The organism is Leifsonia sp. McL0607, assembly GCF_049993355.1.
GTDB lineage: Bacteria > Actinomycetota > Actinomycetes > Actinomycetales > Microbacteriaceae > Leifsonia.
Genome location: NZ_CP188253.1, coordinates 1,604,721 through 1,631,634, shown reverse-complemented (window position 1 = coordinate 1,631,634; position 26,914 = coordinate 1,604,721). Strand labels below are relative to the sequence as shown.

Sequence of the window (26,914 nt, the reverse complement as noted above, 5' to 3'; positions counted from 1 at the left end):
GATCGCGAAGACGGGCAAGGGAATCGCGGTGGCGTCTGCGCTTCCGTCCGAATGAAGCGAGAGGACAGCCGCCGTGTCGCTTGGACCTCGATGCCGCCAATCACCAACCACTTCAGACCGCGACGGCAGCGGAGGAGGCCCGCCCAGAAACGAACATCCCCCCAGCATTATCGAGATGCAGAGCAAAAGTCCAACGCCACCAACACTGAGCTTCACCATCGCCGCACTTCCCGCCAAACGAACTCTTGACGCACCTTCGAAAACGGGCCAGAGTCACCCGGAATCGAGTTAAGAAGCGCTCGCGCATCAGCTGTGGGACCGATGGCCGACCCCAGTGTTGTGTCATTGTATCCCCGAAATTCGACCACCGCAGTTCTTGATTTCAGGTTAACTGAGACTGCTTCTGCGCCGATCTGGTAACTTCCAAGCGCAGCGTATAGCTGGTTTTGGGACGACGATTCATCCCAGTGCGTGTAGGTGACGAGATCTCGTTGAAGGTTGAAATTCAACGGGTCAGGTGAACCTGCCACGTAGTTTGCTGACCGGAAAGCACCGGTTCCCCCCTTTTGCAAATCCTGCACGACACCTTCGCGCAACTGTGTTGCTTCAGGCATTGTTCGAAGCGCCTTCACCAAAGGAGTGTCATCACCATAGGTTCCGGACTTGGAAAGCCCAAGGGCCCATCCTGCGATTAGCTGCCCTCCGGGAGTGCCAAGGAACCTCGAAGCCCGTGTAGCCGCAATCGCACACCCACCTGCGCTTGCACCCAGCGCCATACCGAGGAATCCGTACGCTGCTGCGCACCCAACACCCACAGCCTTCAGTCGAGATGACATGTCCGTGAACATGTTGATCTGATCCGCGACGTGAGCAGACGTATCGGCGCTCCTCTTTGGCGACGCCTTTGATGTGCCGGTCGTCGGGGCGGGCCTCGTACCGCCATTTGAGCTTGAGGAAGGCGCCGAAGGCGCAGTTGGTCGCGCAACCGCGATGGGGATCGGGACAGGTCGCACTGGCTTAATCACTGCGCCAGGAATCAGTCCAGATGGGTCGCTGCTGGTTACGGGGTTGTTGTGTGAGTACGTGTATCCGTTGTTCTGTTGTGGGTTCTCTGGTGCGAGTACCGGGTCGACGGAGATGAACTTCCCTAGGACGGGGTCGTAGGCGCGTGCCCCCAACTGGGTGAGCCCGGTTGTCGCTGACACCGGCTTGTTCAGGTACCCGTGCTCGCTTCCCCACACCGGTGTTGTCCCGCGTGGGTTGCCGTACGGATCCACGTGGCGGCGGGTGATCTTGCCCGTCACCACATCCACCGCCACATCCCGGGTGTGGTTGAGGTCACCGGAGACCCAGGTGACCACCGACCCGGACACCCCCGCCTTCGTGGAACGCTCCGCGACCGGGACATCCCCCAGCGAGTAGGTGCGCACCGCGGAAGCTTTGCTCGCCCCCGGCGCCATCGTCACCTCGGTCTCACCCAAATACAGGGTCGTCCCGGTGTTCGGATCGGTCTGCAGCAACACGTTCCCGTCCGCGTCATACACCCGCGACTGGATCCCCCCATCCACGCTGACCGTCGACAGCTTCCCGGACTCGTCCCACGACAGGCCCTGCCCCGGCCGGGTCACCGTGTTCCCGGACGCGTCATACGAGTACTCAGCACTATTGACCGTGGTCACCGCGTGCGGGCGCGCCTGCCCCGCAGCCGGGTACGCATACGCCGTCGTGATCTCCCCGGTGGCCGTATGGTTGGTGGTGGCGGTACGGTTCCCGGTGCCGGCATCCACCGTGTAGGAGGTCCAGTACGGTGCCGCACCCCCCAACGACCCGGCTGTCGGGGCCGCCTGGCAATCCCCCGACGCCGGAGTCCACGCCTCACTCAGCGCATGGAACACCCCATAGGAGAAGCACTGATCATCAGCCCCGGCGGAGCCGGTGGTTTTGATGCTGGTCACATCACCGGCAGCATTGCGAGTGTACTTACGGTTAGCGACCTCACTGGAGGACGCACCAACAAACGCGGTATCGATGACCTGAGTGGTCTCCCCTGTTCCCGGATCGAACCCGTAGGTGGTCCACAACAACGACTGGTTCACCCCGCGAGCGATCACCGACAACTGCCCGATCGGGGAATAGGTGGCCTCCCCATACAAACTCGTGCCGGAGATCGAGTCCACATTGCCGACCCCGTCATACAGGGTCCGCAACCGCTCCAAAGCCAACCCACCGATCGCCGGCAGACTGCGCTGCTGCAACAAGCCCGCCTCGTTATATGTCATCGACACCTTGTACGTCGTACCCCCGAACGCTGCAGCACCCTGGGGAATCGACACCGACGTCGAGGTCGCGTTATACAACTCGTCATAACCATCAACCGAACTGACATACGCCAACCCCGGCTTACCCGGCACCGACCCCACATAACTGGTCGCCTTCGACAACTGCCCCTTCGCCGCCGCGTCATACGTCCACGACGCCAACACCGCACCCGCGGTGGAGCCCGAGTACTTCCCGGTCTTCCGGTTCAACTCGTCATAGCCGTAGGCGAGGGTCTGCCCGCGGGCATCGGTCGTGGAGGTCAGGTTGCCGACCAGATCATACGTGCTGGTCGTCGTGCCGGAGTCCGGGTCGCTGGCGACCGTCTGGTTGCCTGCCAGGTCGTACGACCAGGACCAGCTGTTACCGGCGGCGTCGGTCATCGCCGACATTTTCCCGGCGGCTGTGAACGCGTAGGTCGTGGTGTGACCGGCACCGGCCGGCTTCACCCCGGTGTACTGGGTCAACGCCGTCTTCTGGCCCAGCGAGTTCGTGATCGTGGACGTCGGGGTGCCCCCGGTCGGTGGTGTCACATCGACCCGGTCGGCGCCCGGGTAGGCGGTGCTGGTGCGTTTGGATTCATCCCCGTACGTGTACAGGATCGATGCCACGGCACGGCCGACCGGGTCGTACTTGGTATCCGTGCGGGACGGGATTTGCGCCATGCTGGTGGGCACGAACAGCCGGTCCGACGGTGTGGTCGACGCCCAATACGGGCTGGTGGTGGACACCGTCCTGCCCTGACTGTCATACACCGTGTCAGCGATCACCGCACCACTGCGCACCGCAGCCGTCTGCGTCTGCACACTACGGCCCAGACCATCCACCAACTCGAACGTCTTCTTGACCCCCAACGGAAGGACACTCTCCGTCGTCACACTCGACGGCCCCGACTGCGACACCGTATACGTGAACGCCGTCGACGGGCTGGAGGCGTTCTCCGCCTTCGGCCGGTTCGGCAACCACACCCCGGTCCGGCGGCCGAGCGCGTCATAGGCAGCCGTGGTGACCTTACCGTTCTCATCGGTTGCTGCCGTGATAGCACCCCACGCCGGATCCAACTCGGTGCTGCTGCTCCACCCCACCGGGTTGGTCGAGGTCACCTTCGTGATCGGCCCGCCCGTGCCGGCCGGCGTGTAGGCGGTCTTGGACACCCGCCCGGCCACATCCGCCGCCTCGATCGCGCGCCCCAACGCGTCGTACTTCACCGTCGCGGTCGTCGCCCATCTCTTAGCCGCGCCGTCGAACCCGGTGACCGTCTCGGTCTTCGTCAGGTTCCCCTTCACCGGTACCGCACCGACCGCGGCCCCGTCATAGGAGTTGCGGACGTGACTGATCAGCCGGTCCGCACCAGCAGAGGCAGCCTGCTCACACGTCCCGGTAGTGGCCAACACCTCCGCGACCCGGCCGAAGATATGAGCGGCCACATTCGCGGTCGCGTACCTCGTCGTCACACACGAGACCGGCGCATCCGAGGGTGCGCTCAACACGGCCACCGGCAAACCGATCGCCGAGTCATACGCGGTCGTTGTCGTCACCGTCCGGTTACCGCCGGTGGAGACCGGCTCGGTCACCACCACCTGGCCATCCCCGGTATACCACGCCGAATGAGTGCCCGCCGAGACCGTCAACGCCGACCACGGCACCGACGCCGTGTGCGAGATCACCGCACCACCGACACCGTTCGTGACCACCTGCTCCCGCACCCGACCCGCGAACTGGCGCGCATCGACCACCCCACCGACCTGCACCGACTTCACCCCACCAGCAGCAGCCGCCCGATCACCATCCAGACCACGGAAGAAGGTGTACTTCGTCACATTCTGCTCAGCCGGCTTGTTGAAATCCCCCACCCGCACCTCCGCCGTCGCGAATCCGGCGAAAATCGACCAGGTGCGCTTGTCCGCCGGCGTCAACGGGGAATCGTTATACCGCCACCCCGGGCCCGTATACGAATAATGCTTCTGGATCGGTGGCGCCCCCGCCCCACCGGTTGTCGGGTTGTCCATCACGCTGGTCACCACGTACTTGTGGAACAGGTCCTGCTGCGGCGGCATCGGCGGGTTATCCGACGGTGACCACCACTGCGGGTAACACCGCTTCGTGTTCGACTGCGGTGCGGCGAAGATTCCCGCACGATCCCCCGGGGTGCACTCCTGACCCGAATAGTTCACCGACACCACCGCACCCAGTTCGGTCTTGATCGAACTGATCCGCCACTTATCCAACGGGGCCAGACCGTCCACCGCCCACACCCGGTTCTGCATCGTCGTGCCCGCGAACGTGACCGCCGGCTCCGTGATCGGGGAGGCACCGGCATGCCCGGTATGGGTGACACTATTCAGCCACAACGCCGCCGACGTGCCATCACCCGGATCCGGGAAACTGTGCTTCAACACCCACGAGTCCACCTGCTTATACGACCCACCGCTCAACACCTGCGTCGTGATGGTGGCCAGCTTCGCCGTCGTCCAGAACGTCGGCGAGATCAACCCCGCACAGGTGCCGGAAACACACAACTGATCGAACGGGACATCCGGATACGCCGCCGGCTGCGCCGCCGCGGCCGCATCCCCCGACACCGGCTGCCCGGTGCACCGGCCACCCCCGTCATCCGAACACCGCCCGTTCTTGTCATACCCGAACAGCGCCTTCCCGGAGGCACCGTTGCCCGCATACGCGTTCGAGCCGGCCAGACCATACTCGACCCGATCCAACTCACCACCACGAATGTAGGAGGTGACAGTGCTGCCGTTCTTGGCGTACTTGTTCGTCTGCGCGTTGTAATAGAACGCCTCCGCGTTGCCGTGCACGTCGATCACCCAGTCCAGGTTCCACCGCCACCCCAGGTTGCACGAGGAGGCCGCGAACGTGGCCGCATGACACGGCTCCCCCGCATCATTACCGAACACCGGCACCGTCCACGCCGAATTCGTGACCGGCTTACCACCGTCCCACCCCGGCAGACGGTTCAACCCGAAGTAATACTGGGTACCATCCGTGGTCACCATCTGCCAACACGCCGTATCCGACGTCCCGTTCGCCGCACACGGGGCACCCTTCAACTCGGTGAACCGGGTACCGTCATCATTCGCCAACCGGTACTGATTCGACCCCGCAACCGGAACCAACTCACCGGAATGCCCCGCGAACGACACCGACGCGTTCGCGTTCTTCCAACACAGATCCCCCGACGTCTTCACCGCCCCCGACGCACCATCATCCACCGCACACCCCACATAGGAACGCTCGATGAACCCGGCACCCGACAACGACCACCCCTCACCGATCGCCGACGGCTGATTATTCGTCGACCCCGTCAACCCATCCACCGACTGCGAGTCATACGACAACGACAACTCCGGCACCGGCCCCGCCGCCGCCGGCGGCACCCGCAACGGATACCCCCAACTGAACGTCCCCGTCTGCGCCGACACATCCCACGACGCCGACGGCTTCAACGACGTCGCCGTGAAATCCCCCGTCCCCGCCCCACCAACACTCGCCGGCATCGCCATCAACATCATCGGCGCCGCAGCCACCAACGGCGCAACCACAATGTCCGCACCATCCGCCGACACCTCCGACGCCACCGGAACCGCCTTACCCTGCACATCCTTCGCCGAGGCCGGCGCCTTCCCCGCCTCCACCTGCACCCACCGGGCACGCGAGGCGTAATCCGCCCCGAACACACCCTCCAACAACTTCTTCGGCACCCGCACACCCACCGCAGACGCCCCCGACTTACCGTCCGCCCGCTTCAACTCCAACACCGGACCGGCCAGACCCAGCTTCCTCGCCCGATCCTTCTCCACGAACTTCGCCGACACCCGCCCAGCCCGCGACTTCGCCTTCGCCTTCGCCGTGCCCTTCTTCGACGCCTTCAACTGCGACTTCGCATCCGCCACCGACACCGGATCACCACCCGACGCGACCCTCACACCCGTCCAACCCAGCTCACGCCACGCCCCATCCACCACCGTCGCCCTCGACCCATCCGCACTCGAAACCGACACCGAATCCGACTGCGCCGACCCATCCGTCGACACCGTGAACTCACCCGACGGCACCTCAGCAGACACGATCTCCGCACTCACCGGAGGCTTACCACCCCTCGCCGAAACATCCGACGCCCGCGAACCCGGCACCGCCTTCGCCCACGCAGGCGGAGCCGGCGCCTCGACGGCCGCAGCGGGCAGTCCTTGAATACTCGCCAGAGTGAGCGCGGTCACCGTTGCAATGCCGGTGATTCGAGCGCGGGAACGCCAAGGCGAAGAGAGTCTCACGGTCATCCTTTGAATTGATTTGGTCAAGATCGAGTGGTCAGCGGTTCACGGCTGAGGAACTTCAGAGCCCCAGAAGGCGCTGTCCGGCAACGCGGTTTGGTAGACGGAGACCTGGGCGACCTCGCCGTCGAAGAACTGGACCGGAACGACCGACGCAGCCGCGCCGAGCGCAATCGCCCCGAGTGCAGGGCGGTCATCCGATGGTGGGGTGTGAACGACTTGCGAGAACGTGCGTCCGCTGTCGCTCACCACCACGATGCTCAGCAGCTTGTTCACCGCATCCCATCTGCCCGACACGGTCACGAACCCCTTGACCGCCGAGACGGGCGGCCCTTTGACGTATCCCGTCGACACCGTCAGTCCTTGCGCGCGGAGGGCGAACTGCCAGGTCGTGCCGCTCGATTGGAGGTAGAAGCCCGCATTGACGGCGCCGCTGGCCGAGACGAACGTCTGGTCATGGGAGGCGCCGGACGCTTTGACGCGGGCGGAGACGGTGAACGATTTGGTGGTGTCCACGACGCCGGGTGCGGTCGCGGTGGGCGTGTGGCTGACGAGGAACCCTCGGCTCCCTTCGTCAACAGTCCCGCTTTCGCAACCCTTCTGCGCGCTGACGAAGTAGTCGGCGCCCAGTCGGCAGCGGAAGATCTCCTTCGCCGTGTAGCCTGCGGGCACCGCTGACGCGGTCTTCCAGGCGTAGCCGAGGGCACGCGCAGCCGCTCCAGTGCTCTCGCAGTTCGGACTCGTCGAGATCATGTTGCCCGCGCCGTACGAGCACGCGTACAGCAGATAGGTGTTCGCCGGTTGCGCGCTCCCGGAACCGAATTGCGCGAGTTGCCCAAGCGCCCCCTCGAGCACGTAGCCAGTGACCGCCCCGGTCTCGATCAGGTGCGCTCCCGGCTTCCAATACCGGCTGAGCGTGGTCAGGCCCTGGAATCGCAACTGCGGGAACCCTTGGTCAGACGTACCCCACCCCGCGTTGCCACCGATGGTGATCGGCGCGTCCCCGAGCTGGTCGTCGAATTGAGCTGCGCCCTCTTCGTTCGCGTTCCAGAGGTGGCCGAGCGACAGGTCGGCTCCGCCGGCCCGCACCTCGGTGCCAGCCGCCGCGGACTTCGTCACTGCGTCGTATGACACGTTTCCAGCCTGGTCGTACGCAGCCACCCACAGGGTGGACAAGGGACTGATCGGAGCGACCTCGATCGCCACGGTGCCAGCCGAGCACACGACACGCGCGGCCGGAGCATCATTCGGGTTGGTCCTCCCTGTCTCGCAGTCGGGCAGACCCGGAGTGAACGAGGTCGCCGGAGGCGGCGGGCTCGCCACAGGGAGCGCCCCATTCGTCCACCACACCTGATACCCGGCGATATGCTCCCCCGCCGGCGGCGTGATCGTCGCCGTCAGCGCCTCCCCGACGCGCGCGTTGGTCGCGTCGAGCGTGACCGTCGGGAGGCCCGGCTTCGTCGAGTCGACGACGAAGTAGCACCAGGGGGAGATGCCTGCGGAGAGCTGGATGCCGTCGCCGCTTTCGGCCGCCCACGCGTAGAGCTCGCCGTCCGCCAGAGAGTCTGCGGGGATGGTGTGCGTGACGCCGGTGCCGCGAGCGAAGAAGCCGGTGCCGGTGCGGGTCTGCGCGCCGTTGGACACGCGCCTCACGTAGAACGCGGCCGAGACGTTCTGGGCGTCCTCCTCCTCCACGACGACTCGGAGCGTCAGCGGCTGGCGGCCGTACACGTACGACGGGTCCTGGGGGTTCGTTCTGCAGTCCCGCACGGGCGACGTCATAGAGGGTTGGCTCGGGATCTCCGGGCGCGTGTTGTAGACCACGATCAGCTTCGCGTCCGACCGGTAGTGCTTGCGCGTGAGGGAGTTGCCCTCGTCCGCGGCGCGGAGCGCGAGGGTCGTGTAAGGCGCGCGCGTCGCTGCGGTGTCCTGGACCGCCGCCGTCGCGACGTAGCCGACCCACGCGGGCGCCTGCTGGCACGGCCCCCCGGTGTTGTAGCCCTGCTGGTCGAGCTGACGCATCCACTGCGCCGGGTCGCTGTTCCAGCTGAAGCCTGCGCCGGACTGCCCGTACTGCCACAGCTGCATCCAGGTGCTCGCACAGCTGTTCGCCCAGGTCTGCACGACCTGGAACTGGGCGCTGAGGATAGTCTTACCGCCAAGCAAGGACGTGTTGAACCGGAAGAACGCCCGCGACAGGTAGCCGACCCCGTTCTGGATGCCGTAGCCGGCGCTGTGCTCGGCGGCGTTGAGATACGACTGGTTCGGGTAAGCACGGTCGGTGTACCAACTCTGCTGCGCGTACTCTCTCCAGTCCGGGTCCACATAGACCGGGTACGTGACGTCGCCCTCGACGATCGCGGCCACGTCGAGCACGGTCTCGGAGCCCTCGATCGTTGACGTCACGGCCTGCGGCTCGACCGCGCCGGAGGACTCCTCATCCGCGCTCTCGTGCGACGAGTCCCACCACAGCGGCGTCGAGGCAACGATCGGCTCGCCCTCGTCGGTATGCGCTTCGAGCGTGCCGGTCTCTGCGGCGGTGGCCAGGCGCGCACCGCGCACCGCGAGCCGCAGCGACGCGACGCGCTCGTCCTTCGCGGCCTCCGCGTTCTTCACCACGAGCACCTCCCGCATGCCCGCCTTGGCGACGGAGACGCGGAGGTCGACGCCCGGCAGCACCTCTCGGAAGGTCACCGCGGCCTTCTTGACCGTCGGCTTCGGGAGGTCGCCGTACGGCCAGGTCTCGGTGATCCAGTCTCCGGATTCGGAGCGCACGGACACGATGGTGGAGTCGCCGCCCTTGCCGATGCGCACGGGGACGGCGGCGACCTTCGGCTCGAACCAGCCGTCCTTCTCGACCAGCGCGGTGTCGACGGGCTTCCAGCGGCCGCCGACCTTCGCCTGCTCGGGATCTTGGCTGCTCACGGCCTCCATGTAGCCGTCTGGGCGTGCCGAGACCAGCAGATTCGGCGAGCTCAGCGATTCGACGACGACGTCGTGGCCGTATGCCTCGGCGATTTCGCGTGCTTCGGTCTCAGTAGTGGCCTGGGCGGCGTCTGACGGTGTTCCGCTCGTCGACGCCTCTGCTCCCGCCTGCGCTGCGAACGACGGAGCCGCTTCGACGAGCGTGAAGGCGAGGAGCGCCGAGACGAGAAGCGCAAGAGCAGGGCGTGCCGCGCGGGCAGCATGGAACGACAACGAAGATCCCCCAGGTGATTATCGAGACGGTCGGTAGACCACCTCGATCACCCTAGGCTGATATTTCGCGTGCCCGCAACTTGATACCAATATATTTTGTGAATACCTGATGAATCAGCTGTCGGATCGCTGCGCTCGGACCTGCTCCCACTCGTTGAGCATGTCCGGAAGCCGGTCCTGCATGAACCGGTAGAAGCCCGCCATGTCGCGCAGTCGCTCCTTCGCCGGATCAGAAGGGTCGTCGATCGCCGCAAGACCGGTCTCGGCCTGATCGGCGAGCACGCCGTAGATCGGGCTGTTGCGCACCATCAGCGCATACCAGTCGGCGGGCATCTGGTAGAGATCCCGCCGGCTGCCGTTCTGCGAGAGACGGCGCACGATCCCGAGCGTCTGGAGGTAGCGCACCGCGCCCGAGATCGCGGCGGCGCTCACATCGAGGCGCTCGGCGAGCTGCGCAGCCGTGAGGCCCGCGGACTCGGTCACGGTCAGGGCCATCAGCACCCGGGCGGGCATCTTCGGGAACCCGGCGGCGGTGAGCACCGCTGCCGAGTGCTCCATCATGTCGGCGAGAGCCTGCTCGTCCCTGGCCATGCCGCCCTCCCTAGCCGATCGCGAAGTCCCGTCGGCGGATGAGCGCCGCGGAGGCGGCGAGCGCGACCAACGCGATGCCGAACATCCAGTATCCCCCGGTCCAATCGACTTTTCCGACGACGACCGGAGCATCCGCGAACGGCGACACGTGCCGAAGCCAGTCGGGCAGCTTGATGAGCGCGCCGAAGATGCCGATGAAGGCGCCGGCGCCGAGCGCGGCCCAGCCGACCGGGATCGTCCAGCTCGGCAGCAGGACGAAGACCAGCGTCAGCACCCCCAGGTACACCAGCGCGACCGGGAACTGCGCGGCGGCCGCGGCGAACGCGTCGTTGAACGTCGACGCCTTCTCCCCCGCGGCCATGGCCGATAGGCCGGCCGCGAGCGCCGCCGCCACCAGCACCAGCACGATCGCGAACAGGCCGACGAGCACGAACTCGAACAGCCAGCGCACCCGGGAGACGGGCGTCGCCATCATCACCTCGGCGGAGCCGCTCACCTCCTCCTGGCGCAGCCGGATGACCGCCTGCACCGCGCACGCCGCCGCGAGCACGCCGACGATCGACATGATCGCCGAGAGGAAGAGCGCGGTCATCGGGCCTGAGCCTCCCGCGCCGAGGTGGGCGACGGCCTCCCGGATGTTCGCCAGGTTCGGGTCGGAGGCGATCGACGAGCTGACGACGCTCCCGAGCGCGCCGGCGAGCACACCGGTGAGGAGGCCGCCGACGGTCCAGCCGAGGATGGTCGGCCATTGCAGCCGCCAGGCCAGACCGAGCGGCCCGTTCAGCATCGGCAGCGCGTCCCGCCGGCCCGCGCGCTCGGGCACGATGCCCGCTCCGGAGTCGCGGACGGCCTGGAGGCCGAACACGCCGGCGATGAGCACCGCCGCGAAGCCGAGCTGCAGGAGCAGCGGCCACCAGTCGTTCTGCACGTAGGGAGAGAACTGCTCGCCCCAGCCGATCGGGCTGAGCCAGGTGGGCCATCCCGAGATCATGGTGGTACCCGTGCTCGTGACGGTTCCGATGGCGTCGCCGATCCCGCGCAGCGCCCAGGCGATCACGACGACAGCCGCCGCGAAACCGTTCGCTCCGCGCGAGGTGCTCATGACCTGGGCGAGCAGGAGGCCCACGGCCAGGAAGGCGATTCCGGCCCCGCCGACCGCAGCGCCCGCGACCAAGGAACCGTATGCGGGGAGCCCGGAGGCGATGAAACCGAGCGCGGTGGCGAGCGCCAGCAGGATGTTCGCGAGGACGCCGTGCACGACGGTGGCGATCGTCGGCATCAGCCGCGCCGCGGGCGTGGAGCCGACGAGCTCGGCGCGACCGGACTCCTCCTCGGCGCGCGAGTGCCGCACGGCGAGGAAGGTGTTCATCAGGCCCGCGAGCAGGGCGAGGAAGGTGTAGATCTCGAAGAAGGTGACGGCGGCGAGCCCGGTTCCCTGCGGGAGGCCGCGCAGTACGAGCACCGTCGGGTTCGCGATGGCGAGCCGGATCAGCTCGGCACGACCGGAAGCCGAGCCGTACGTCTGGTCGATGCTGGCCGCCGAGAATAGCGCGAGGAACGCGATGCACAGGATCCAGATGACCAGCTGCCAGCGGTCGCGCCGCAGCCGCTGCCGCAGCAGGACACGCAGAGTCGCGCCGCGTCCCCGCGCGGGTGCAGCCGAGTGGCCTCCCGAGCGAGCGGTCGCCCGGTCGGCGGTGGTGGTGGTCATCGCGCCTTCGCCCCCTCCTCGATCTGTTCGGCGGCGGCCAGCTCATCGCCGTAGTGCCGGAGGAACAGCTCCTCGAGCGACGGAGGCGCGACCGTCAGGCTTTTCGCATTCAGCTCGGCGAGTGCCGCGAGCACGGGCGGGAGCGCGTCGCTGTCGGCGGTGAACTTCACGCGGCCGTTGTCGATGCGGAGGTCGTGCCCATCGGGGATGCGGGTCAGCTGCTCCTGCGTCACGCTGTCTGCCGCAAACGAGATCTCGGTGCGGGTGAGGTGGCGCAGCTGCTCGAGGGTGCCGGACTCGACGGTCTTGCCCTCCCGGATGATGCTCACCCGGTCGCAGAGCAACTCGACCTCCGACAGGATGTGGCTCGACAGGAGAACGGTCGCTCCCTCGCGGGAGATGCGTTCGATCTCGGTGTTGAAGGTGGCCTCCATCAGCGGATCGAGGCCGCTGGTCGGCTCGTCGAGGATGTAGAGGTCGGCCGGCGTCGCGAACGCGGCGACGAGTGCCACCTTCTGCCGGTTGCCCTTCGAGTAGGCGCGACCCTTCTTGGTCGGGTCGAGTTGGAAGACCTCCACGAGTTGCTTCTTCCGCTCGGCGTACGCGGCCTTGTCCGCCGTCCCTCCGCGAAGGCGCGCGACGAGGTCGATCGCCTCGCCGCCGGAGAGGTTCGGCCAGAGGCTGACGTCGCCCGGGACATACGCGATGCGGCGGTGGAGGGCGACGGCGTCGCGCCACGGATCGCTGCCGAAGACGCGGGCGCTGCCGCCGTTGGAGCGGGCCAGGCCCAGGAGGATGCGAATGGTGGTGGACTTCCCCGCGCCGTTCGGTCCGAGGAATCCATGGATTTCGCCTTCGGTCACGGCGAGGTCGAGTCCGTCGAGGGCCCGCACCCTGCCGAATCGCTTCTCGAGGCCCGTGGCCTCAATCACTGTGCTCATGCGCGGGACTCTACGCTTATTTCAGTAAATTGTGAAAACTATTAACGGAATTCTTACGACGTGTCGGCGTGGCCTGGCGAGGCCGGGGGCCGGTCAGCATCCGGCGAGGATGCGCTCGAGCGCCGCCTTCTCCGCCGGCTTCACCCAGAGCCCGTACTTGGCCTTCACACTGACTTGACGGGCGACGTACTCGCAACGGAAGCCCACGGCCGGCGGCAGCCAGGTCGCCGCGTCGCCGGCGCCCTTCGCCTGATTGGTGGGCCCATCCACCGCCAGGAGTTCGAGCGGGTCGTTGGCGAGTTGGATCCTCATCTCCTGGCTCAGCGCCTGTGCGCCGGTCTCCCAGGCGTCGAGGAGGGCGACCACGTGGTCGATCTGCACCCGCGCCGAGGTCTGTTGGCCCCGGGTGAAGGCGATGGTCCTGCCCGTATACGGATCGTCGAGCGTGCCGGTGAGCACACGGCAGTCCGATCGCGTCGTGATGTCGGAGAGGTCTCGGGCCAGGATGTCGTCGCGCGTGTCGCAGCCGTTGCGGTCGACGTCGAGCCAGGCCTCCCCGAACTTCGCCACGCGGTCGTATCCGGTGGCCGGTGATCTGCCCTTCACCGCGAGGGCGGCGAGTGCGGTCCGTGCTGCTGAGGCGTCGAGGAGGCCCGCGGCGGAGCGCGCGCCGATCGGAGATGATGCGGAGAACTCGCCGCCGTTGTTCAGCGCGGCATAGCCTCCAGCGCTCGCGAGGGCGACGATCAGAAGGACGACGGCAGCGATCGGCCAGGGGGCCGTGGGGCGCCGCCGGGTACGGACCCGCGTCACAGGAACGAGTCGTCGGCGAGCCCGCGGTGCAGCCCGCGTCGCGACACGTGGACACCGGGCCGTTGCGAGGTCGCGATCTCACCGAGCTCGCGGATCACCCGCCGGTAGAACGGCGCCGCCGTCGCATTGCGGTAGGCGCCGGGATCGAGGTCGGCTTCGTTGCGCAGCCGGATCTCAGCACGGGCCGCCTCGATCGGCGCGATGACCTTGGCTCCCCCGCGGTAGCGGATGAGCCGGTGCACCCACTCGTCGAGTGCCTCCGGCAGCCCGGCCGGAACCCGGCCGTGCTCGGCGGCGAGCGACGTGCGCAGGACGCCCGCGCTGTCGGGGGCGGTGGCGTAGCGCTCGCGTGCCGGCTGGTCGTTCGCGCGCCGTTCCGCTCGAAGAACGGCGAGGAGGTCGTCGCCGCGGTTGGCCTGCTGCGCCAGGACCTCGAGGGCGTCGACCGCCGACGCGTACTCCTCTTCATAGCCGGCGTAGTCGGACGGGTGCGCCGACCGATCGTGCGCCAGATCGGTGCGGGCGGAGGCCGCCTGACCCTTGGTGAGCACCGTGCGCCCGTTGCGGACCCGATCGAGACGCCAGGACCAGGTGGACAGCAGTTCCGGCATCAGGTGGCTCATGCCTCCACTGTAGGAAGAGCCTCCGACGTTCGGCCCGCACGACACGTCGGGGGTCCGCGGTAGCGTGGTCGAGCCGTGAACCTCCTGCTACGCCGCCCGCTCGACCAGGAGATCCTGCGTCTCGCCGTGCCGGCGTTGGGCGCGCTCCTCGCGGAACCGCTTTTTCTCCTGGCCGATTCGGCGATGGTCGGGCACCTCGGCGTCGCACCGCTGGCCGGCCTCGGCATCGCGAGCGCGGTGCTGCAGACGGTCGTCGGCCTGATGGTGTTCCTCGCCTACTCGACCACGCCGGCGGTCGCGCGACGGCTGGGTGCGGGAGACGAGCGCGGTGCCGTGGCCGTCGGCGTGGACGGCAGCTGGCTGGCGCTCGGTCTGGGTTTCGTGCTGGCCGCCGCCGGCTGGCTCGCCTCGCCGGTGCTCGTCGGGCTGTTCGGGGCCTCCCCCGCCGTCACGGCCGAGGCGACGACCTACCTCACGCTGTCGATGCTCGGCCTCCCGGCCATGCTTCTCGTGTTCGCGACGACCGGCCTGCTGCGGGGCCTGCAAGACACGCGAACGCCGCTCGCGGTCGCCGTTGGCGGGTTCGGGGCGAACATCATACTGAACTTCGTCTTCATCTACGTCGCCGGTCTGGGCATCGCGGGATCAGCGCTCGGAACGGTCGTGGCGCAGTGGGCGATGGTCGCTGTCTACGCCGTGATCGTGGTGCGCCACGCCCGTCGCGTCGGTGCGCCGCTCCTCCCCCACCACAGCGGAATCGGCCGCACGGCGCGTGCCGGAGGCTGGCTGTTCCTGCGCACCGCGAGCCTGCGCGCCGCGATGCTGCTGGCGGTCTTCGCCGCGACACGGCTGGGACCCGACGAGCTCGCGGCGTTCCAGGTGACGGTGACGGTGTTCGCGACGCTCGCATTCGCGCTCGACGCCCTCGCGATCGCTGCGCAGGCGCTGGTGGGCAAGGGGCTCGGAGCGGGTCAGCTGGACGATGTGCGCGAGGTCCTCCGCCGCTGTGTGCAGTGGGGGCTCGGATCCGGCGTCGTGCTCGGCCTTGCGACCCTTGCGCTCAGCCCGGTCGCCGCCGGCCTGTTCACGAGCGACCCGACGGTCGCGGCGCTGCTGCCTGTCACGCTGGCGATCATCGGCCTGAGCGCTCCGCTCGGCGGATACGTCTTCGTGCTCGACGGCGTACTCATCGGGGCGGGCGACGCCCGCTACCTCGCACTGACCGGCGTGCTCAACGTGGCGGTGTTCGTGCCGCTAGCGCTGGCCGTCGTCGCGTGGGGCTCGCACGATGCGGGAGGTCTCGCCGCGCTGTCCGCCGCCTTCGCGTTCGGGTATCTCGGGGCGCGGGCGCTCACACTCGGCCTGCGCGCGCGCAGCCGGGCGTGGATGCGGCCGGGGGCGGAGCGGTAGCGTCCACCGCTGTCGCGACTTTCTCGCCGAATGTGGTCATTGCTGGCTTCAGCAGCGGTATTCGCGCCGAACGTCGGCGAGTCCGCGCGCGGACGTTCGCGCCGAAAGTGAGCTTTGGCGACGCGAGACGCGACATTCGGCGGGAATGTCTGGCGACGGCGCGGCGGCGACGGGCTCAGGCCAGCCACTCCCGCGCCGCCACCACGAGGGCGCGCACGCCGATGTCGATGGTCGGCCGTGCCAGCGGGGCGAAGAACGGGGAGTGGTTCGACGGGATCTCGGTGTCGACAGTGCCCGCCGCCATCGCCGCTCGGACGACCTCCGGGTCGCTGCCGCCGAGCAGCCAGTAGACCAGCGGAACACCCGCGGCCGTGGCCAGGTTGCCGACGTCCTCGCTGCCGGAGATCGCGCCCGGCTCGAGCACGGCCTCCTCGCCGAACTCCGCGGCGAAGGCGGAGTTGACGCGGGCGGTGGCGTCCTTGTCGTTGACGGTGACCGGGTAGCGCTCGCCCCATTCGACCGTCGGCTCGTGCGGTGAGCCGCTGGCCTGCACCTCGGCGCGCAGGATGCGGTCCACGCCCTCCAGCACCCGGCCGCGAACCGTCTCGTCGAAGCTGCGGACGCTGATGCCGAGGGTCGCCGACGGCGCGATGATGTTGTTCTTCGTGCCGGCGTGGAGTGTGCCGACGGTCACGACCGCGGTGTCCTGCGGCGCGATCTCGCGCGAGACGACGGTCTGCAGTCGCATCACCGCCGCCGCGGCCATGATGACCGGGTCGATGGTGGTCTCGGGTCGCGACCCGTGGCCTCCACGCCCGTGCAGGGTGACCTCGAATGCGTCGACCGCGGCCATCGCCGCTCCGGAATGCGCGCCCACCATGCCGGCGGGGAACGGCGTCACGTGCTGTCCGAGCACGACGTCGGGCACCGGCACCTTCGTGTAGAGGCCGTCCTGCACCATCACCTCGGCGCCGCCGCCGTGCTCCTCGGCGGGCTGGAAGACGGCGACCAGAGTTCCCGACCACTCGTCGGTGGAGGCCGCCAGCCGTTCGACAGCGCCCAGGAGACAGGTGATGTGGATGTCGTGGCCGCACGCGTGCATGACCGGGACGGGGTGACCGTCGTCGCCGGGAGCCGTCGCGGTGGAGGCCCACGGCAGGCCGGTCTGTTCGAGGACCGGGAGGCCGTCCATGTCGGCGCGGAGCAGAACGGTCGGGCCGTCGCCGTTGCGCAGCACGCCCGCGACACCGGTGCGGGCGATCCCGGTGTGCACCGCGAGGCCGAGCGCCGTGAGCTGCTCCGCGACGATGCCGGCGGTGCGGTGCTCCTCGAACGAGAGCTCGGGGTGGGCGTGGAGGTCGCGGTACAGGGCTTCGAGATCCATGGCTCCACCTTATGCGTGCATAGCGGCGGAGGGCGGCGGCGCGGCCTACCGAGGAGATGGTGGCCGGGGTCTCCCAATCGGCAGCGGAGGGAGGGGATCGGGGCGGTGCGGGGTGGATCTCGTCCGTTGCCCGCGCACCGTAGGGCAGTCGGGCGGGTGGCGGCAGCCGGGCGGTGGCGGCAGCCGGGCGGGTGGGCACGCGGCGGGCGCCAGGCGGCGGCCGACCGGGCGCGTCTAGGCCGGCCGCGGCGTCGCGGTCGTGTTGCCGCGGTGGAACTCGCTCGTGAAGGAGGCGGGGTGGGGCTGGCGGCCCTCCAGCATCTCGACGATGGCGTGGCCGGCGGCGCGGCCCTTCTCGACCGCGGGCTGAACCAGTGTGGTGAGGTCGTAGGGCCACAGGCCGTCGACCCGCACGCCGTCGAACCCGACGACGCTGACGTCGCGCGGGACCTCCAGTCCCAGCTCTTCCGCAGCGCGGATCACGCCGGCGGCGAGGAGGTCGCTCTGCGCGATGACCGCGGTCGGCCGACAGCTCGGGTCGGAGAGGAGCGCCATACCGGCGATCCTGCCCTCCTCGACGAACGAACCTCTCGTCATCCACCCTCCGGCCTCGGGAAAGATGTCGCGCGCGCCCGCGAGGCGTTCGTTGCCCGTGGTGGAGCTGCCGCTGCTGACGCTCTCGGCCGTCAGCGGCCCGCGGACGCGGTCGCGGGTGAGCGGGAGGGCCACGATCGCGACGTCGCGGTGCCCGAGGTCGTACAAGTGCTGGGCTGCCAGCCCGGTGGCCTCCCTGTTGTCCTGCCCGATGGACGGTACGTCGTCCGACGGGCCGCCCTCGATCGCGACCAACGGGATGCCGCGCTGGCGCAGCATCGCGACCGACTCGTCGAGCCGCGGGCTGCAGCCGACGAGCACCACGGCGTCCATGGGCGCGTCCTCGATGCGCTGCGCGGTGTCGCCCGCGTCGGTGAGGATGAGCAGGCCCGCGTCCACGGCGGCGATCTCGTCGGAGATCCCGTCGAGCAAAGCGATCTTGATCGGGTCGCGGAAAGCGTCCCCGACCCGCTCCTCCATCACGACCCCGACGATGCCGGAGCGTCCGCGGCGCAGCGACCGGGCCCGCGGGTCGGGGCCGGCGTAGTTCAGCTGCTTGGCCGCCTCGAGCACGCGCTCGCGCGTGGCGTCGGAGACGGGTCCCGTGCCGGAGAAGGCGAGCGAGGCGGTGGAATTGGAGACACCGGCCAGCCGGGCGACCGCGGCCAGCGTCGGCCGAGCGCCCAGGAGGGGTGTGCTGCTGTGGTTCACGTGTGGTAGCTTAGTCGAATCGTTTCGATCGAAACGATTCGAGCGCCGAAATCCCTTCCAGACCGGCACGCTCCCCACCCGAACGATCCTGCCCTCTGCGGCCCTCGCCTCTCCAGGAAGCCGATGTCACAGCCGAGCCCGACGACGACCCGCTCGCGCCACGAGCTGCGCGCCTGGCGCAACGCCGTCTTCGTCATCTTCATCCTCAGCGGACTCGCGATGGCGTCGTGGGTCGCCCGCATCCCCGGCGTGCGCGACGACCTCGGGCTCGGCCGCGACCCGTCGTCCGTCGGGCTGCTCATCCTCGGGATGTCGGTCGGCGCGATCGTCGGCCTGTCGATCTCGTCACTGGTGCTGGTGCGGTTCGGACCGCACAAGGGCATGGTCGGCAGCCTCGTGATCGTGGCGATCGGCACCCTCCTGATCGGCTTCGGCTCCAGCGTCTTCCACGCGGTCCCGGTCGTCGCGATCGGCCTCATCCTGCTCGGCTTCGGCAACGGGATGGTCGACGTGATGATGAACGTCGAGGGCACGGCTGTGGAGCGGGAGATCGGCAAGACGCTGATGCCGCTCATGCACGCGTTCTTCAGCTTCGGAACCGTGCTCGGCGCCGGCATCGGGGCGGCATCGGCCGCCCTCCACATCGCGGTGTCGTGGCATCTCTCGGTCATCGCGGTGCTGATGGTCGCGGTGGCGCTGGTCGCGATCCGGTTCATCCCCCGGGAGGCGGAGCTCGGCGACGAGACCGAGGCACTGCCGCACCTGCCGTTCGGGCAGCGCCTGCGCGCTTGGCTGGCCGTCTGGGCCGACTGGCGCCTCATCCTGATCGGCGTCGTCATGCTCGGCATGGCGTTCGGCGAGGGATCCGCGAACGACTGGATCGCCCTGGCGACCGTCGACGGCCACGGGCAGCAGAACTCCACCGGCGCCGTTGTCTTCGGCTTCTTCGTCGCGTCGATGACCCTCGGCCGCGTGCTCGGCGGACCGATCGTCGACCGGGTCGGCCGGGTGACGGCCATCCGCGTGACCGCCGCCATGGGGGTGGCCGGCCTCCTGCTGTTCATCCTCGGAGGGCCGGTCTGGGTGGTCGTGCTCGGCACGGTGCTCTGGGGCTTCGGCGTCTCGCTCGGCTTCCCGCTCGGACTGTCGGCGGCCTCGGAGGGCCAGAACAACCCCGCAGCCCGTGTGTCGGCCGTCGCCATCATCGGCTACTGTGCGTTCCTCGTTGGACCGCCGCTCATCGGCTTCCTGGGCAAGGAGTTCGGCCTCCTGAACGCCCTCTACCTGGTCCTCGTTCTGCTGGTCGCCTCCTTCTTGGCCGCGCCCGCCGTTCGGCCGCTCGCCGAGCGCCGCACCCGCGCGGCGGCCCCGGCCACCGAGTAGCACCCGCCGAGTACGCGCGAAATCAGCCGAAACACGCCGAGTACGCAGACAATCCACGTACTCGCGGGTCGGCCAGCCGCCGAGTACGCGCGAAATCAGCCGAAAACAGGCGAGTACGCAGATAGTCGACGTACTCGCAGGGTGCGCAGCTCGCGGCTATGCGAACGCGAGGCAGACCGGGGTGGGCGCGCTCGACGCGCCCAGGCGGTCGAGCGTGCGAGCAGCCGCGTCGAAGGCGAACACGACGACCTCGTCGCTGTCCTGGCAGGCTGCGAGCACGCGGTCGCCGGAGGGCGCGAACACCAGGTCGCGCGGCGCCCGGCCTCCCACCTCCACAGCCTGCAGGAATTCGAGCGCTGAGGTCGCCGCGTCGAACGCGAACACCCCGATCGTGTCGTCCCCGCGGTTGGTCACGAGCGTGGTGCGCCCGTCGTGCGAGACCCGGACCGCGGCAGTCTGATTGACCGCCCCCGACTCCGCGCCCCCCGGCCCGCGCGTGCCGGCCGACGCGACCTTCTCGAAGCGATCGCCGTCGCGTCGCAACAGGACGAGCGTGCTGTCGAGCTCGTTGAGGAGGAAGACGTGCCTGCCGTCCGGGTGGAACGCCAGGTGGCGGGGACCTGCGGCGCCGACCGTCACTGTCGCCTCCGGCCGCAGCGCGAGCTCGCCGGCCTCCGAGAGGGCGTACCACCGCACCTCGCCCAGCCCGAGATCCACCACGACCAGGTCGCCCGTCACCGGGTCGAGGACGAGCTGGTGCACGTGCGGCGACTCCTGACGGGCGGGAGCGGGTCCGTGCCCTTCGTGCTGCACGAACGCCGTCCGCTCGCCGATGGAACCGTCGTCATCGAGGGCGAAGACCGAGATGGTGCCTCCGACGTAGGTCCCCGTCGCCAGGAGCCGCCCGGACGGATGCACCATCAGGTGAGCCGGCGAGTCTCCTCCGCTGGACACGCGGCCGAGCGGGCGCAGCGCTCCGTCCGAGCTCCGGGCGAACGCCGAGACGCCGCCGTCCGGGCCGGTCTCCTCGACCGCGTAGACGTGCGCGCCGTCGGCGGCGGCGACTACCCACGACGGGTTGGGCACCCGCGCCGCGACCGAGACGTCGACGACGGCCGTGCCATCGAACCGCGCGGCGAGCACGCCGTCCGCATTGCCGTCGACGTGCGGGAGCCTCTGGGTGTACGTGCCGATGAGGAGGTCGCGAGACATTCCCTCATCCTGCCAGCAAGCGGGTCGCGACGATGCGCCCCGTACACTTGACCGGTGCGCCTCGTGATTGCCAACTGCTCCGTCGACTACGCCGGGCGACTGAGCGCTCACCTCCCGTTCGCCAAGCGGCTCCTGATGCTCAAGGCCGACGGCAGCCTGCTCGTCCACTCCGACGGCGGTTCTTACAAGCCGCTCAACTGGATGAGCCCGCCCTGCACGCTCACGGTCGACGAGCCCGACGAACTGCAGCGGGAGGCCGGGATCACCCAGGTGTGGCGGGTCACGCAGGCCAAGACCGCCGACCTGCTGATCGTGTCGATCCATGAGGTGCTGCACGACTCCGCGCACGAGCTGGGCGTCGACCCCGGTCTGCAGAAGGACGGTGTGGAGGCGCACCTCCAGAAGCTGCTGGCCGAGCAGATCCATCTCCTCGGCGACGGCCACGTGCTTGTGCGCCGGGAGTACATGACAGCGATCGGCCCCGTGGACATCCTGGCCAGAGACGAGCGTGGCGCCTCCGTTGCGGTCGAGCTCAAGCGCCGGGGCGACATCGACGGCGTCGAGCAGCTCACCCGCTACCTCGAGCTGATGAACCGCGATCCGCTGCTCGCCCCGGTGAACGGTGTGTTCGCCGCCCAGGAGATCAAACCCCAGGCCCGCACCCTTGCCGAGGACCGCGGCATCCGCTGCCTCGTGCTCGATTACGACGCCATGCGCGGCCTCGACGACAGCGACTCGAGGCTGTTCTGATGGCCGCACCGAGGGGACGGTTTCCGCAGACCTACGAGAACGGCCCGGTACGCACGGCCCTCGCCGCTATCGCGACCGAGCCGACACTCGAGAATCTGGAGGCCCTGCTCCGCGCCGCGATGACGGGCGGCCTCGTGGTCGACGTCACGGGATCGAGCACCGGCGAGGTCCGACTGCGCACCATCGAGTCGACCGCGGGCGAGCCCGTGCTGCCGCTGTTCACCTCCATGAAGGCGCTGCGCAACGCGGTCGGCACGGCGGGAGGCACGGGCACCCGCGTCCAGGCTGTGATCGTGCCCGCTGCCGAGGCGCTCGGATACATCCACAACGCCGATTTCGTGGCGGTACAGTTCGATCCGGGAGCCGCCCACACCATGGTCGTGGCGCGCTCGCACATCGAGTCCGCTCTCAGCGAGCGCTGACACAACTCCCGAATACCTCACATACCATAGGACGGCTATGACCAATCCGACCACCACTACTCCGTCGACGGCGACCGTCGCACGCACCTGGACGTGCGTCCTGTTCGACCTCGACGGCACTCTCACCGACTCGGCGCCTGGAATCACCGCGTCGCTCGCGCGCATGTTCGAGACCCTCGGAATGCCCGTCCCGACTCCGGTGGAGCTCGTCGAGTACGTCGGACCTCCGCTCCTGGACTCACTGCAGTCGATGGCCGGCTTCGACGAGGCGGGGGCGCGTGCCGCCCTGACCGTCTACCGAGCCGACTACGCCGCGCACGGCGCGTTCGACAGCGCCGTCTTCCCCGGCATCCGCGGTCTCCTGCAGCGGCTGCACGCGGCGGGCATCCCGCTCGCCGTCGCCACCAGCAAACCGGAGACCCAGGCCACGCGCATCCTGGAGCACTTCGGGCTGGCCCGGTACTTCGACGTCATCGCCGGGGCGACCGACGACGAGAGCCGCAGCGCCAAGGCGGACGTCGTGGCGGAGGCGCTCCGCCGCCTGACCGAGCAGGGCGTCGCCCTGGACCACACCGTCATGGTCGGCGACCGCCATTACGACGTGGAGGGCGCTGGCGTTCACGGCCTGCCCACGATCCTCGTCGAGTGGGGTTACGGGTCGCCCGCCGAGGCAGCCAATGCCATCGCGGTCGTGCACTCGGCCGACCAGCTCAGCGCCCTGCTGCTGGGCTGATCCGCTCCCGAGGGGGCGTCGGAGGTCGCGCAGTAGGCTGGGGTGTTGTACTACCGCACCGCATACAGCACTAGGAAGAATCATGCGTACCTACAGTAAATTGCTCGTACCCGCCGCCCTCGTCGCGGCACTCTCCATCGCTTCGCTCACCGGCTGCTCCGGTGACGGGAGCGGTTCGAGCTCGTCGCCGTCGGCGTCGGCCTCGCAGGAGGCGACCTCCAAGTCGCTTCCGTCCGACTTCCCGAAGTCGGACGTCCCGCTCGTCGACGGCACGATCATCGTCGCGAACGGCGACCACAACGACGGCTGGTCCGTCACCGTGCAGCCGAAGGACAAGAACGGCTTCGCCGATGCGAAGGCCGCTCTCGAGAAGGCCGGCTACACCGTTCAGCCCGGCGCGACCGACAGCAAGGCCGTGTACACGAACGCGAAGTACACCGTCGCCATCGGCACGCCCGGCGTGGCCGTGACGTACATCGTCACCGCCAACTGACCAGAGCCACGAGACCACCGAGTACGCAGACCCGCTGCGTGCCCGGCGGTTTCGCGTTCCGTGCGCAACGCGATTCGCGCCGAATCGGGCACGGCAGTCAGGCGTCGATGATGCGGACGAGCTCGTCGATGAAGGCGGTGAAGGTGTCGGCCCGGCGGATGAGGCCGAGCACGGCCTCGCGGTCGGAGAAGACCTCCACGAACTGGTCGAAGACGGTCTGGAAGGCCGCCCGCCCTTCCTCGGAGAACGCGATCACGTTCACCCGGGCGTCGCCCCAGTCAATCGCCGTGTCGTTGACGACGATCGCGATGGCCGTGTGCTTGGCGTTCATGGTCATGGCGTGCGGCACCGCGAGGGCGTCCGTGAACGCCGTCGACGACATCTGCTCGCGCTCGACCGCCTGCTCCACATAGTCGCTGCCGATCGCGTCCGCCGCGATCATCCGATCGCCGAGCGCGCGGATCATCGTGATCGCGTCGCGCGCGTAGAAGTTGCGGAGGAAGAGGCTCTCGTCGAAGTACTCGAGCAGTTCGTTCTTGATCCTGGCGCGACGGCGCTGACGCCGGATGCGCGCAACCGACTGCCGGATGTGCTCCACGTCGGTCTCCGTGAGGAACGGCTGGACGATCACAGTGTTCTCACGTCGCCCGCGCGGATCGATGGTCGTCAGCACGAGGTCAGCGTCGATCGACGACCAATCGGCGTCGGCGGAGGTGATGACGCTCACGATGTCGAGCTCGTCGCCGAGCGCGCTCTCGAGCTTCTCGCGCAGGAGGATGTGCATGTCGTAGTAGTTGGGGCAGACGACGGCGGTGCGCACGGCGTCCCGCCGACGCGACTGCTGCTCGAGGTAAGCGCCGACGTGCATCGCGATGTAGGCGATCTCATCGTCGTTGACCGCGATGCCCTCGGCCGCCTGAAGTCTGCTCGCGATGTAGACGGCGAGCTCGTACGTCATCGGGTACGAGCTTTTGATCGAGCGGGTGAGCGGGTTGCGGGAGTAGGTGTTCTCGTGCGCTCGTGTCACCAGATTCTGCACGTGCAGGGTGAGACGCACGATGAAATCCTCGTCGCGGAGGTCGACCAGGTACTCCGTGGAGGCCCGTGAGACGATCCCGCGAACGATGGCGAGATCCTCCTCGCTGACGTACTCCGCCACGCTGTCGTGGCCTGCCCCCGGCGCGATGACCCGGGTGCGCAACAGGATCGCGAGATACCGGAGCTCGGTCGGGTCGAGGTCCACGTCGAAGTGTTTCCGCACGAGGTCGCCGAGGTCGTCGGCCAGACCGCGCAGGCCCTCCCCCGCCTCCGCGACGCCGGCGGCGGGGAGCACGCGGTCCTTGGCAACCCGGTCGAGCGCGACGGCCATGTGCAGCAGCACGTCATTGATGCCGTACTCGTTGACGAAGAAGCCGCGCGCGTCCAGCATCTCGACCAGGTCGGACTTGAACGCGGCGAGCCCCTCGGAGGCGAACGCCTCCTGGATGCGGGACACGTCGACGACGCCCTGCCGCATCTCGTCGCGGAACAGCCGGCTGATGAGCTTGCGCCGCGCGATCTCGGCCCGGTGAGGCGCGCGACCGCCCCGTGCCGGTCGAGCTCGAGCTCGGTGCCGGCGAGCAGGCCGCGTACCCGGGTCAGATCGGCCTCGATGGTGGAGTCGCTGACGAACAGGCTCTCCGCGGTCTCGTAGACGTCGATCCCGTCCGGCTCGTCGAGCAGCCGACGAGCGAGGAAGGCCAGGCGCTCCTGCGGCGATCCCGCCGAGGGCGCGGCCGCCGATGCGTCGGCGAGATAGGCGGCGTAGGCGTCGCCCTTCACGCGGTAGCCCGTCGGCCCCGATTCGACGAGCTCGCCGAGCGCCGCCGCATAGCTGCGGATGCTGCGGGAGGTGACGCCGAGGTCGTGCGCCATCTCAGCGGCCGTCACCCAGGCAGCACGACGCGACAGGATGTCGAGCATCCTGGTCTGCCTCGCCGAGAGGGCCATGGGCCGCGATCACCTTTCCGCACCGAGTCAACCACTCGGATGCGGTTCCTGCAGGTCGTCCGCGACAATCTTCCGCCCCTCAGGAAGAAAGGGCTGGTGGGCGGTCCCGCAGCGGCGCGCATGCCCGAACCAGCGCCGCCGGCACGCCCGCTTCGGCCGGACAGCCACACCTCGAGCTTGGCGATGGGCCAGAACACGAACCGGAACATCGAACGCCACAGTCGTGCACCTGCGCGCTCGACGCCGAAGTGGATGGCGGCGGACACCGCCAGGACGACCGCCAGTGCCACCGCTACTCCCGGCCAAATCGAATAAGGGTTCACCCACAGATCGAGCAGCGCATACCCGAAGACGGCGTGGGTGAGATAGAGCGGATAGGTGATCGCGCCCAGCAGGCGACTGCCCGGCACCTGTATGGCGGCGACCTTCGGGCGTGTGAGCACATAGACGAGCGCGAAGAGGAGGACCACGACGACACCGAGCACGACCGGATCCACCGAGTCGGGGTCGCTCCCCAGGGCGACCTGGCGGATCGTGGCGATGATGCTGGCGACAACGCTCGCGACCAGGCCGACAGCTCGCAGGACGCTCCACCCCGAACGCGCGATCATCGCGATGATCGCGCCGCCCGCGAACAGCGAGAACAGATCGCCGGCCAGCGGAAGCTCCGAGATCCGCGGCAGGGGGCCATCGTGAGATTGGCCAGGAACCTCGGGAGCAGCTCGAGCGGCGTCGACTGGGTGGTGAGGAGGATCGTCCCGGTCGTCAACAGGACGCCGGCCCAGAAGGCGGGGTAGAGCCGCGTGGCACGTCCTGTGGCGAACGCGAATGCCGTTCGGCCGGACGCCGACAGGAAGATGACGAATCCACTGATGATGAAGAACAACTGCACGCCGAGGAATCCGTACGCTGCGAGCCAGGTGACCGGAGTCGACTCGAAGGCCGTGGCGCCATGAGTGGGTGCCCAGAACAGCCAGTGGAAGAACAGCACGGCGAGCGCAGCGACGAGGCGCAGGATGTCGAGCAGCGCCAGGCGGGGTCGGTTTCCGCCATCGCGGCCGGCGGCCCCGGGGACCAGCGATGCGACGTGGTCTGTGGGCATCGGCATTTTCTGCTCCCCCTGGATCGCTCGGGCCTTGCTCTCGGCGGGCGATGGCCGCCATTCATGTCAGATACCTATTTTAAGGCACTGCTTAAGATATTTTACATATAGTACTTCCGGGAGATCGACTTCCGCCCCCTAGGAAGAAACACTGCTGGCGCGCGGAGGGCGTCGGGACCAGCATGGTGACGATCCACCGGACCATCGGTCCAGTCCCACCCGCCCAACCCGCCGTACCCGTCCCGCCCATGC

Annotated in this window: 18 protein-coding genes and 1 pseudogene; 6 read left to right on the top strand and 13 right to left on the bottom strand. The window is 68.5% G+C overall.

Annotation, left to right across the window (positions count from 1 at the left end; genetic code table 11):
• Positions 1 to 212: 212 nt before the first annotated feature.
• The 7 genes from ACPPVW_RS07900 to ACPPVW_RS07870 all read right to left on the bottom strand — a co-directional run bounded on the left by ACPPVW_RS07900 (position 213) and on the right by ACPPVW_RS07870 (position 14,479).
• A complete protein-coding gene (locus ACPPVW_RS07900) occupies positions 213 to 6,413 on the bottom strand; it encodes an RHS repeat domain-containing protein (RefSeq protein WP_426625951.1) in 6,201 nt (2,066 codons plus the stop codon).
• A 234-nt stretch (positions 6,414 to 6,647) separates the two neighbouring features.
• A complete protein-coding gene (locus ACPPVW_RS07895; protein WP_426625950.1) occupies positions 6,648 to 9,800 on the bottom strand; it encodes a DNRLRE domain-containing protein in 3,153 nt (1,050 codons plus the stop codon).
• Positions 9,801 to 9,914: 114 nt separating this feature from the next.
• On the bottom strand, positions 9,915 to 10,391 hold the full coding sequence (locus tag ACPPVW_RS07890) for a GbsR/MarR family transcriptional regulator (protein ID WP_426625949.1): 477 nt from the start codon (positions 10,389 to 10,391) through the stop codon (positions 9,915 to 9,917).
• 10 nt (positions 10,392 to 10,401) lie between these two features.
• On the bottom strand, positions 10,402 to 12,102 hold the full coding sequence (locus ACPPVW_RS07885) for an ABC transporter permease (protein ID WP_426625948.1): 1,701 nt from the start codon (positions 12,100 to 12,102) through the stop codon (positions 10,402 to 10,404).
• Complete coding sequence (locus tag ACPPVW_RS07880; protein ID WP_426625947.1) at positions 12,099 to 13,043, bottom strand: ATP-binding cassette domain-containing protein; 945 nt, start codon at positions 13,041 to 13,043, stop codon at positions 12,099 to 12,101. Before ACPPVW_RS07880 ends, ACPPVW_RS07885 begins: the two co-directional genes overlap by 4 nt.
• Positions 13,044 to 13,136: 93 nt before the next feature.
• Positions 13,137 to 13,856, bottom strand: a complete 720-nt coding sequence (locus ACPPVW_RS07875; RefSeq protein WP_426625946.1) for an HNH endonuclease family protein — start codon at positions 13,854 to 13,856, stop codon at positions 13,137 to 13,139.
• On the bottom strand, positions 13,853 to 14,479 hold the full coding sequence (locus ACPPVW_RS07870) for a hypothetical protein (RefSeq protein ID WP_426625945.1): 627 nt from the start codon (positions 14,477 to 14,479) through the stop codon (positions 13,853 to 13,855). Before ACPPVW_RS07870 ends, ACPPVW_RS07875 begins: the two co-directional genes overlap by 4 nt.
• Positions 14,480 to 14,554: 75 nt before the next feature.
• Here ACPPVW_RS07870 and ACPPVW_RS07865 point away from each other — a divergent pair, with 75 nt between their 5' ends.
• A complete protein-coding gene (locus ACPPVW_RS07865) occupies positions 14,555 to 15,889 on the top strand; it encodes an MATE family efflux transporter (protein WP_426625944.1) in 1,335 nt (444 codons plus the stop codon).
• Between the two features lie 175 nt (positions 15,890 to 16,064).
• Here the strand turns inward: ACPPVW_RS07865 and ACPPVW_RS07860 are convergent, their stop codons facing one another.
• Together ACPPVW_RS07860 and ACPPVW_RS07855 are read right to left on the bottom strand one after the other, a co-directional pair.
• Complete coding sequence (locus tag ACPPVW_RS07860) at positions 16,065 to 17,273, bottom strand: amidohydrolase (protein ID WP_426625943.1); 1,209 nt, start codon at positions 17,271 to 17,273, stop codon at positions 16,065 to 16,067.
• A 234-nt stretch (positions 17,274 to 17,507) separates the two neighbouring features.
• The gene (locus tag ACPPVW_RS07855) at positions 17,508 to 18,578 is read right to left on the bottom strand and encodes a LacI family DNA-binding transcriptional regulator (RefSeq protein ID WP_426625942.1); all 1,071 of its coding nucleotides are present in this window, start codon (positions 18,576 to 18,578) and stop codon (positions 17,508 to 17,510) included.
• 123 nt (positions 18,579 to 18,701) lie between these two features.
• Between ACPPVW_RS07855 and ACPPVW_RS07850 the strand changes: the two genes are divergently transcribed.
• The gene (locus tag ACPPVW_RS07850; RefSeq protein ID WP_426625941.1) at positions 18,702 to 19,961 is read left to right on the top strand and encodes an MFS transporter; all 1,260 of its coding nucleotides are present in this window, start codon (positions 18,702 to 18,704) and stop codon (positions 19,959 to 19,961) included.
• A 156-nt stretch (positions 19,962 to 20,117) separates the two neighbouring features.
• On the opposite strand, the gene ACPPVW_RS07845 is transcribed toward ACPPVW_RS07850, so the two are convergent.
• A complete protein-coding gene (locus ACPPVW_RS07845) occupies positions 20,118 to 21,173 on the bottom strand; it encodes a lactonase family protein (protein WP_426625940.1) in 1,056 nt (351 codons plus the stop codon).
• A 54-nt stretch (positions 21,174 to 21,227) separates the two neighbouring features.
• Between ACPPVW_RS07845 and nucS the strand changes: the two genes are divergently transcribed.
• The 4 genes from nucS (at position 21,228) to ACPPVW_RS07825 (ending at position 23,571) form a co-directional block, all read left to right on the top strand.
• Complete coding sequence (nucS, locus tag ACPPVW_RS07840; protein WP_426625939.1) at positions 21,228 to 21,923, top strand: endonuclease NucS; 696 nt, start codon at positions 21,228 to 21,230, stop codon at positions 21,921 to 21,923.
• The gene (locus tag ACPPVW_RS07835; RefSeq protein WP_426625938.1) at positions 21,923 to 22,345 is read left to right on the top strand and encodes an SseB family protein; all 423 of its coding nucleotides are present in this window, start codon (positions 21,923 to 21,925) and stop codon (positions 22,343 to 22,345) included. Before nucS ends, ACPPVW_RS07835 begins: the two co-directional genes overlap by 1 nt.
• A gap of 37 nt (positions 22,346 to 22,382) precedes the next feature.
• A complete protein-coding gene (locus ACPPVW_RS07830; RefSeq protein WP_426625937.1) occupies positions 22,383 to 23,078 on the top strand; it encodes an HAD hydrolase-like protein in 696 nt (231 codons plus the stop codon).
• Between the two features lie 82 nt (positions 23,079 to 23,160).
• Positions 23,161 to 23,571 (top strand): hypothetical protein, encoded by a 411-nt coding sequence (locus ACPPVW_RS07825; protein WP_426625936.1) that lies wholly within the window; start codon positions 23,161 to 23,163, stop codon positions 23,569 to 23,571.
• Positions 23,572 to 23,668: 97 nt separating this feature from the next.
• Here the strand turns inward: ACPPVW_RS07825 and ACPPVW_RS07820 are convergent.
• The 3 genes and pseudogenes from ACPPVW_RS07820 to ACPPVW_RS07810 form a co-directional block, all read right to left on the bottom strand.
• Positions 23,669 to 25,560, bottom strand: a pseudogene (locus ACPPVW_RS07820) (BglG family transcription antiterminator).
• Positions 25,497 to 26,171 carry a hypothetical protein gene (locus ACPPVW_RS07815; RefSeq protein ID WP_426625935.1) on the bottom strand — a complete coding sequence of 225 codons (675 nt, stop codon included), beginning with the start codon at positions 26,169 to 26,171 and terminating at the stop codon, positions 25,497 to 25,499. The pseudogene ACPPVW_RS07820 and the gene ACPPVW_RS07815 overlap by 64 nt, the downstream one beginning before the upstream one ends.
• Positions 26,168 to 26,668, bottom strand: a complete 501-nt coding sequence (locus ACPPVW_RS07810) for an acyltransferase family protein (RefSeq protein ID WP_426625934.1) — start codon at positions 26,666 to 26,668, stop codon at positions 26,168 to 26,170. The genes ACPPVW_RS07815 and ACPPVW_RS07810 overlap by 4 nt, the downstream gene beginning before the upstream one ends.
• Between the last annotated feature and the right edge of the window lie 246 nt (positions 26,669 to 26,914).

Bases quoted from the DNA above. Each gene is read 5' to 3' on its own strand.
- ACPPVW_RS07830 (WP_426625937.1), top strand. From the start codon at position 22,383: ATGACCAATCCGACCACCACTACTCCGTCGACGGCGACCGTCGCACGC.
- ACPPVW_RS07810 (WP_426625934.1), bottom strand. From the start codon at position 26,668: ATGCCGATGCCCACAGACCACGTCGCATCGCTGGTCCCCGGGGCCGCC.
- ACPPVW_RS07825 (WP_426625936.1), top strand. From the start codon at position 23,161: ATGCGTACCTACAGTAAATTGCTCGTACCCGCCGCCCTCGTCGCGGCA.
- ACPPVW_RS07890 (WP_426625949.1), bottom strand. From the start codon at position 10,391: ATGGCCAGGGACGAGCAGGCTCTCGCCGACATGATGGAGCACTCGGCA.
- ACPPVW_RS07885 (WP_426625948.1), bottom strand. From the start codon at position 12,102: ATGACCACCACCACCGCCGACCGGGCGACCGCTCGCTCGGGAGGCCAC.
- ACPPVW_RS07815 (WP_426625935.1), bottom strand. From the start codon at position 26,171: ATGATCGCGCGTTCGGGGTGGAGCGTCCTGCGAGCTGTCGGCCTGGTC.
- ACPPVW_RS07860 (WP_426625943.1), bottom strand. From the start codon at position 17,273: ATGGATCTCGAAGCCCTGTACCGCGACCTCCACGCCCACCCCGAGCTC.
- ACPPVW_RS07835 (WP_426625938.1), top strand. From the start codon at position 21,923: ATGGCCGCACCGAGGGGACGGTTTCCGCAGACCTACGAGAACGGCCCG.
- ACPPVW_RS07880 (WP_426625947.1), bottom strand. From the start codon at position 13,043: ATGAGCACAGTGATTGAGGCCACGGGCCTCGAGAAGCGATTCGGCAGG.
- ACPPVW_RS07850 (WP_426625941.1), top strand. From the start codon at position 18,702: ATGTCACAGCCGAGCCCGACGACGACCCGCTCGCGCCACGAGCTGCGC.
- ACPPVW_RS07870 (WP_426625945.1), bottom strand. From the start codon at position 14,479: ATGAGCCACCTGATGCCGGAACTGCTGTCCACCTGGTCCTGGCGTCTC.
- ACPPVW_RS07845 (WP_426625940.1), bottom strand. From the start codon at position 21,173: ATGTCTCGCGACCTCCTCATCGGCACGTACACCCAGAGGCTCCCGCAC.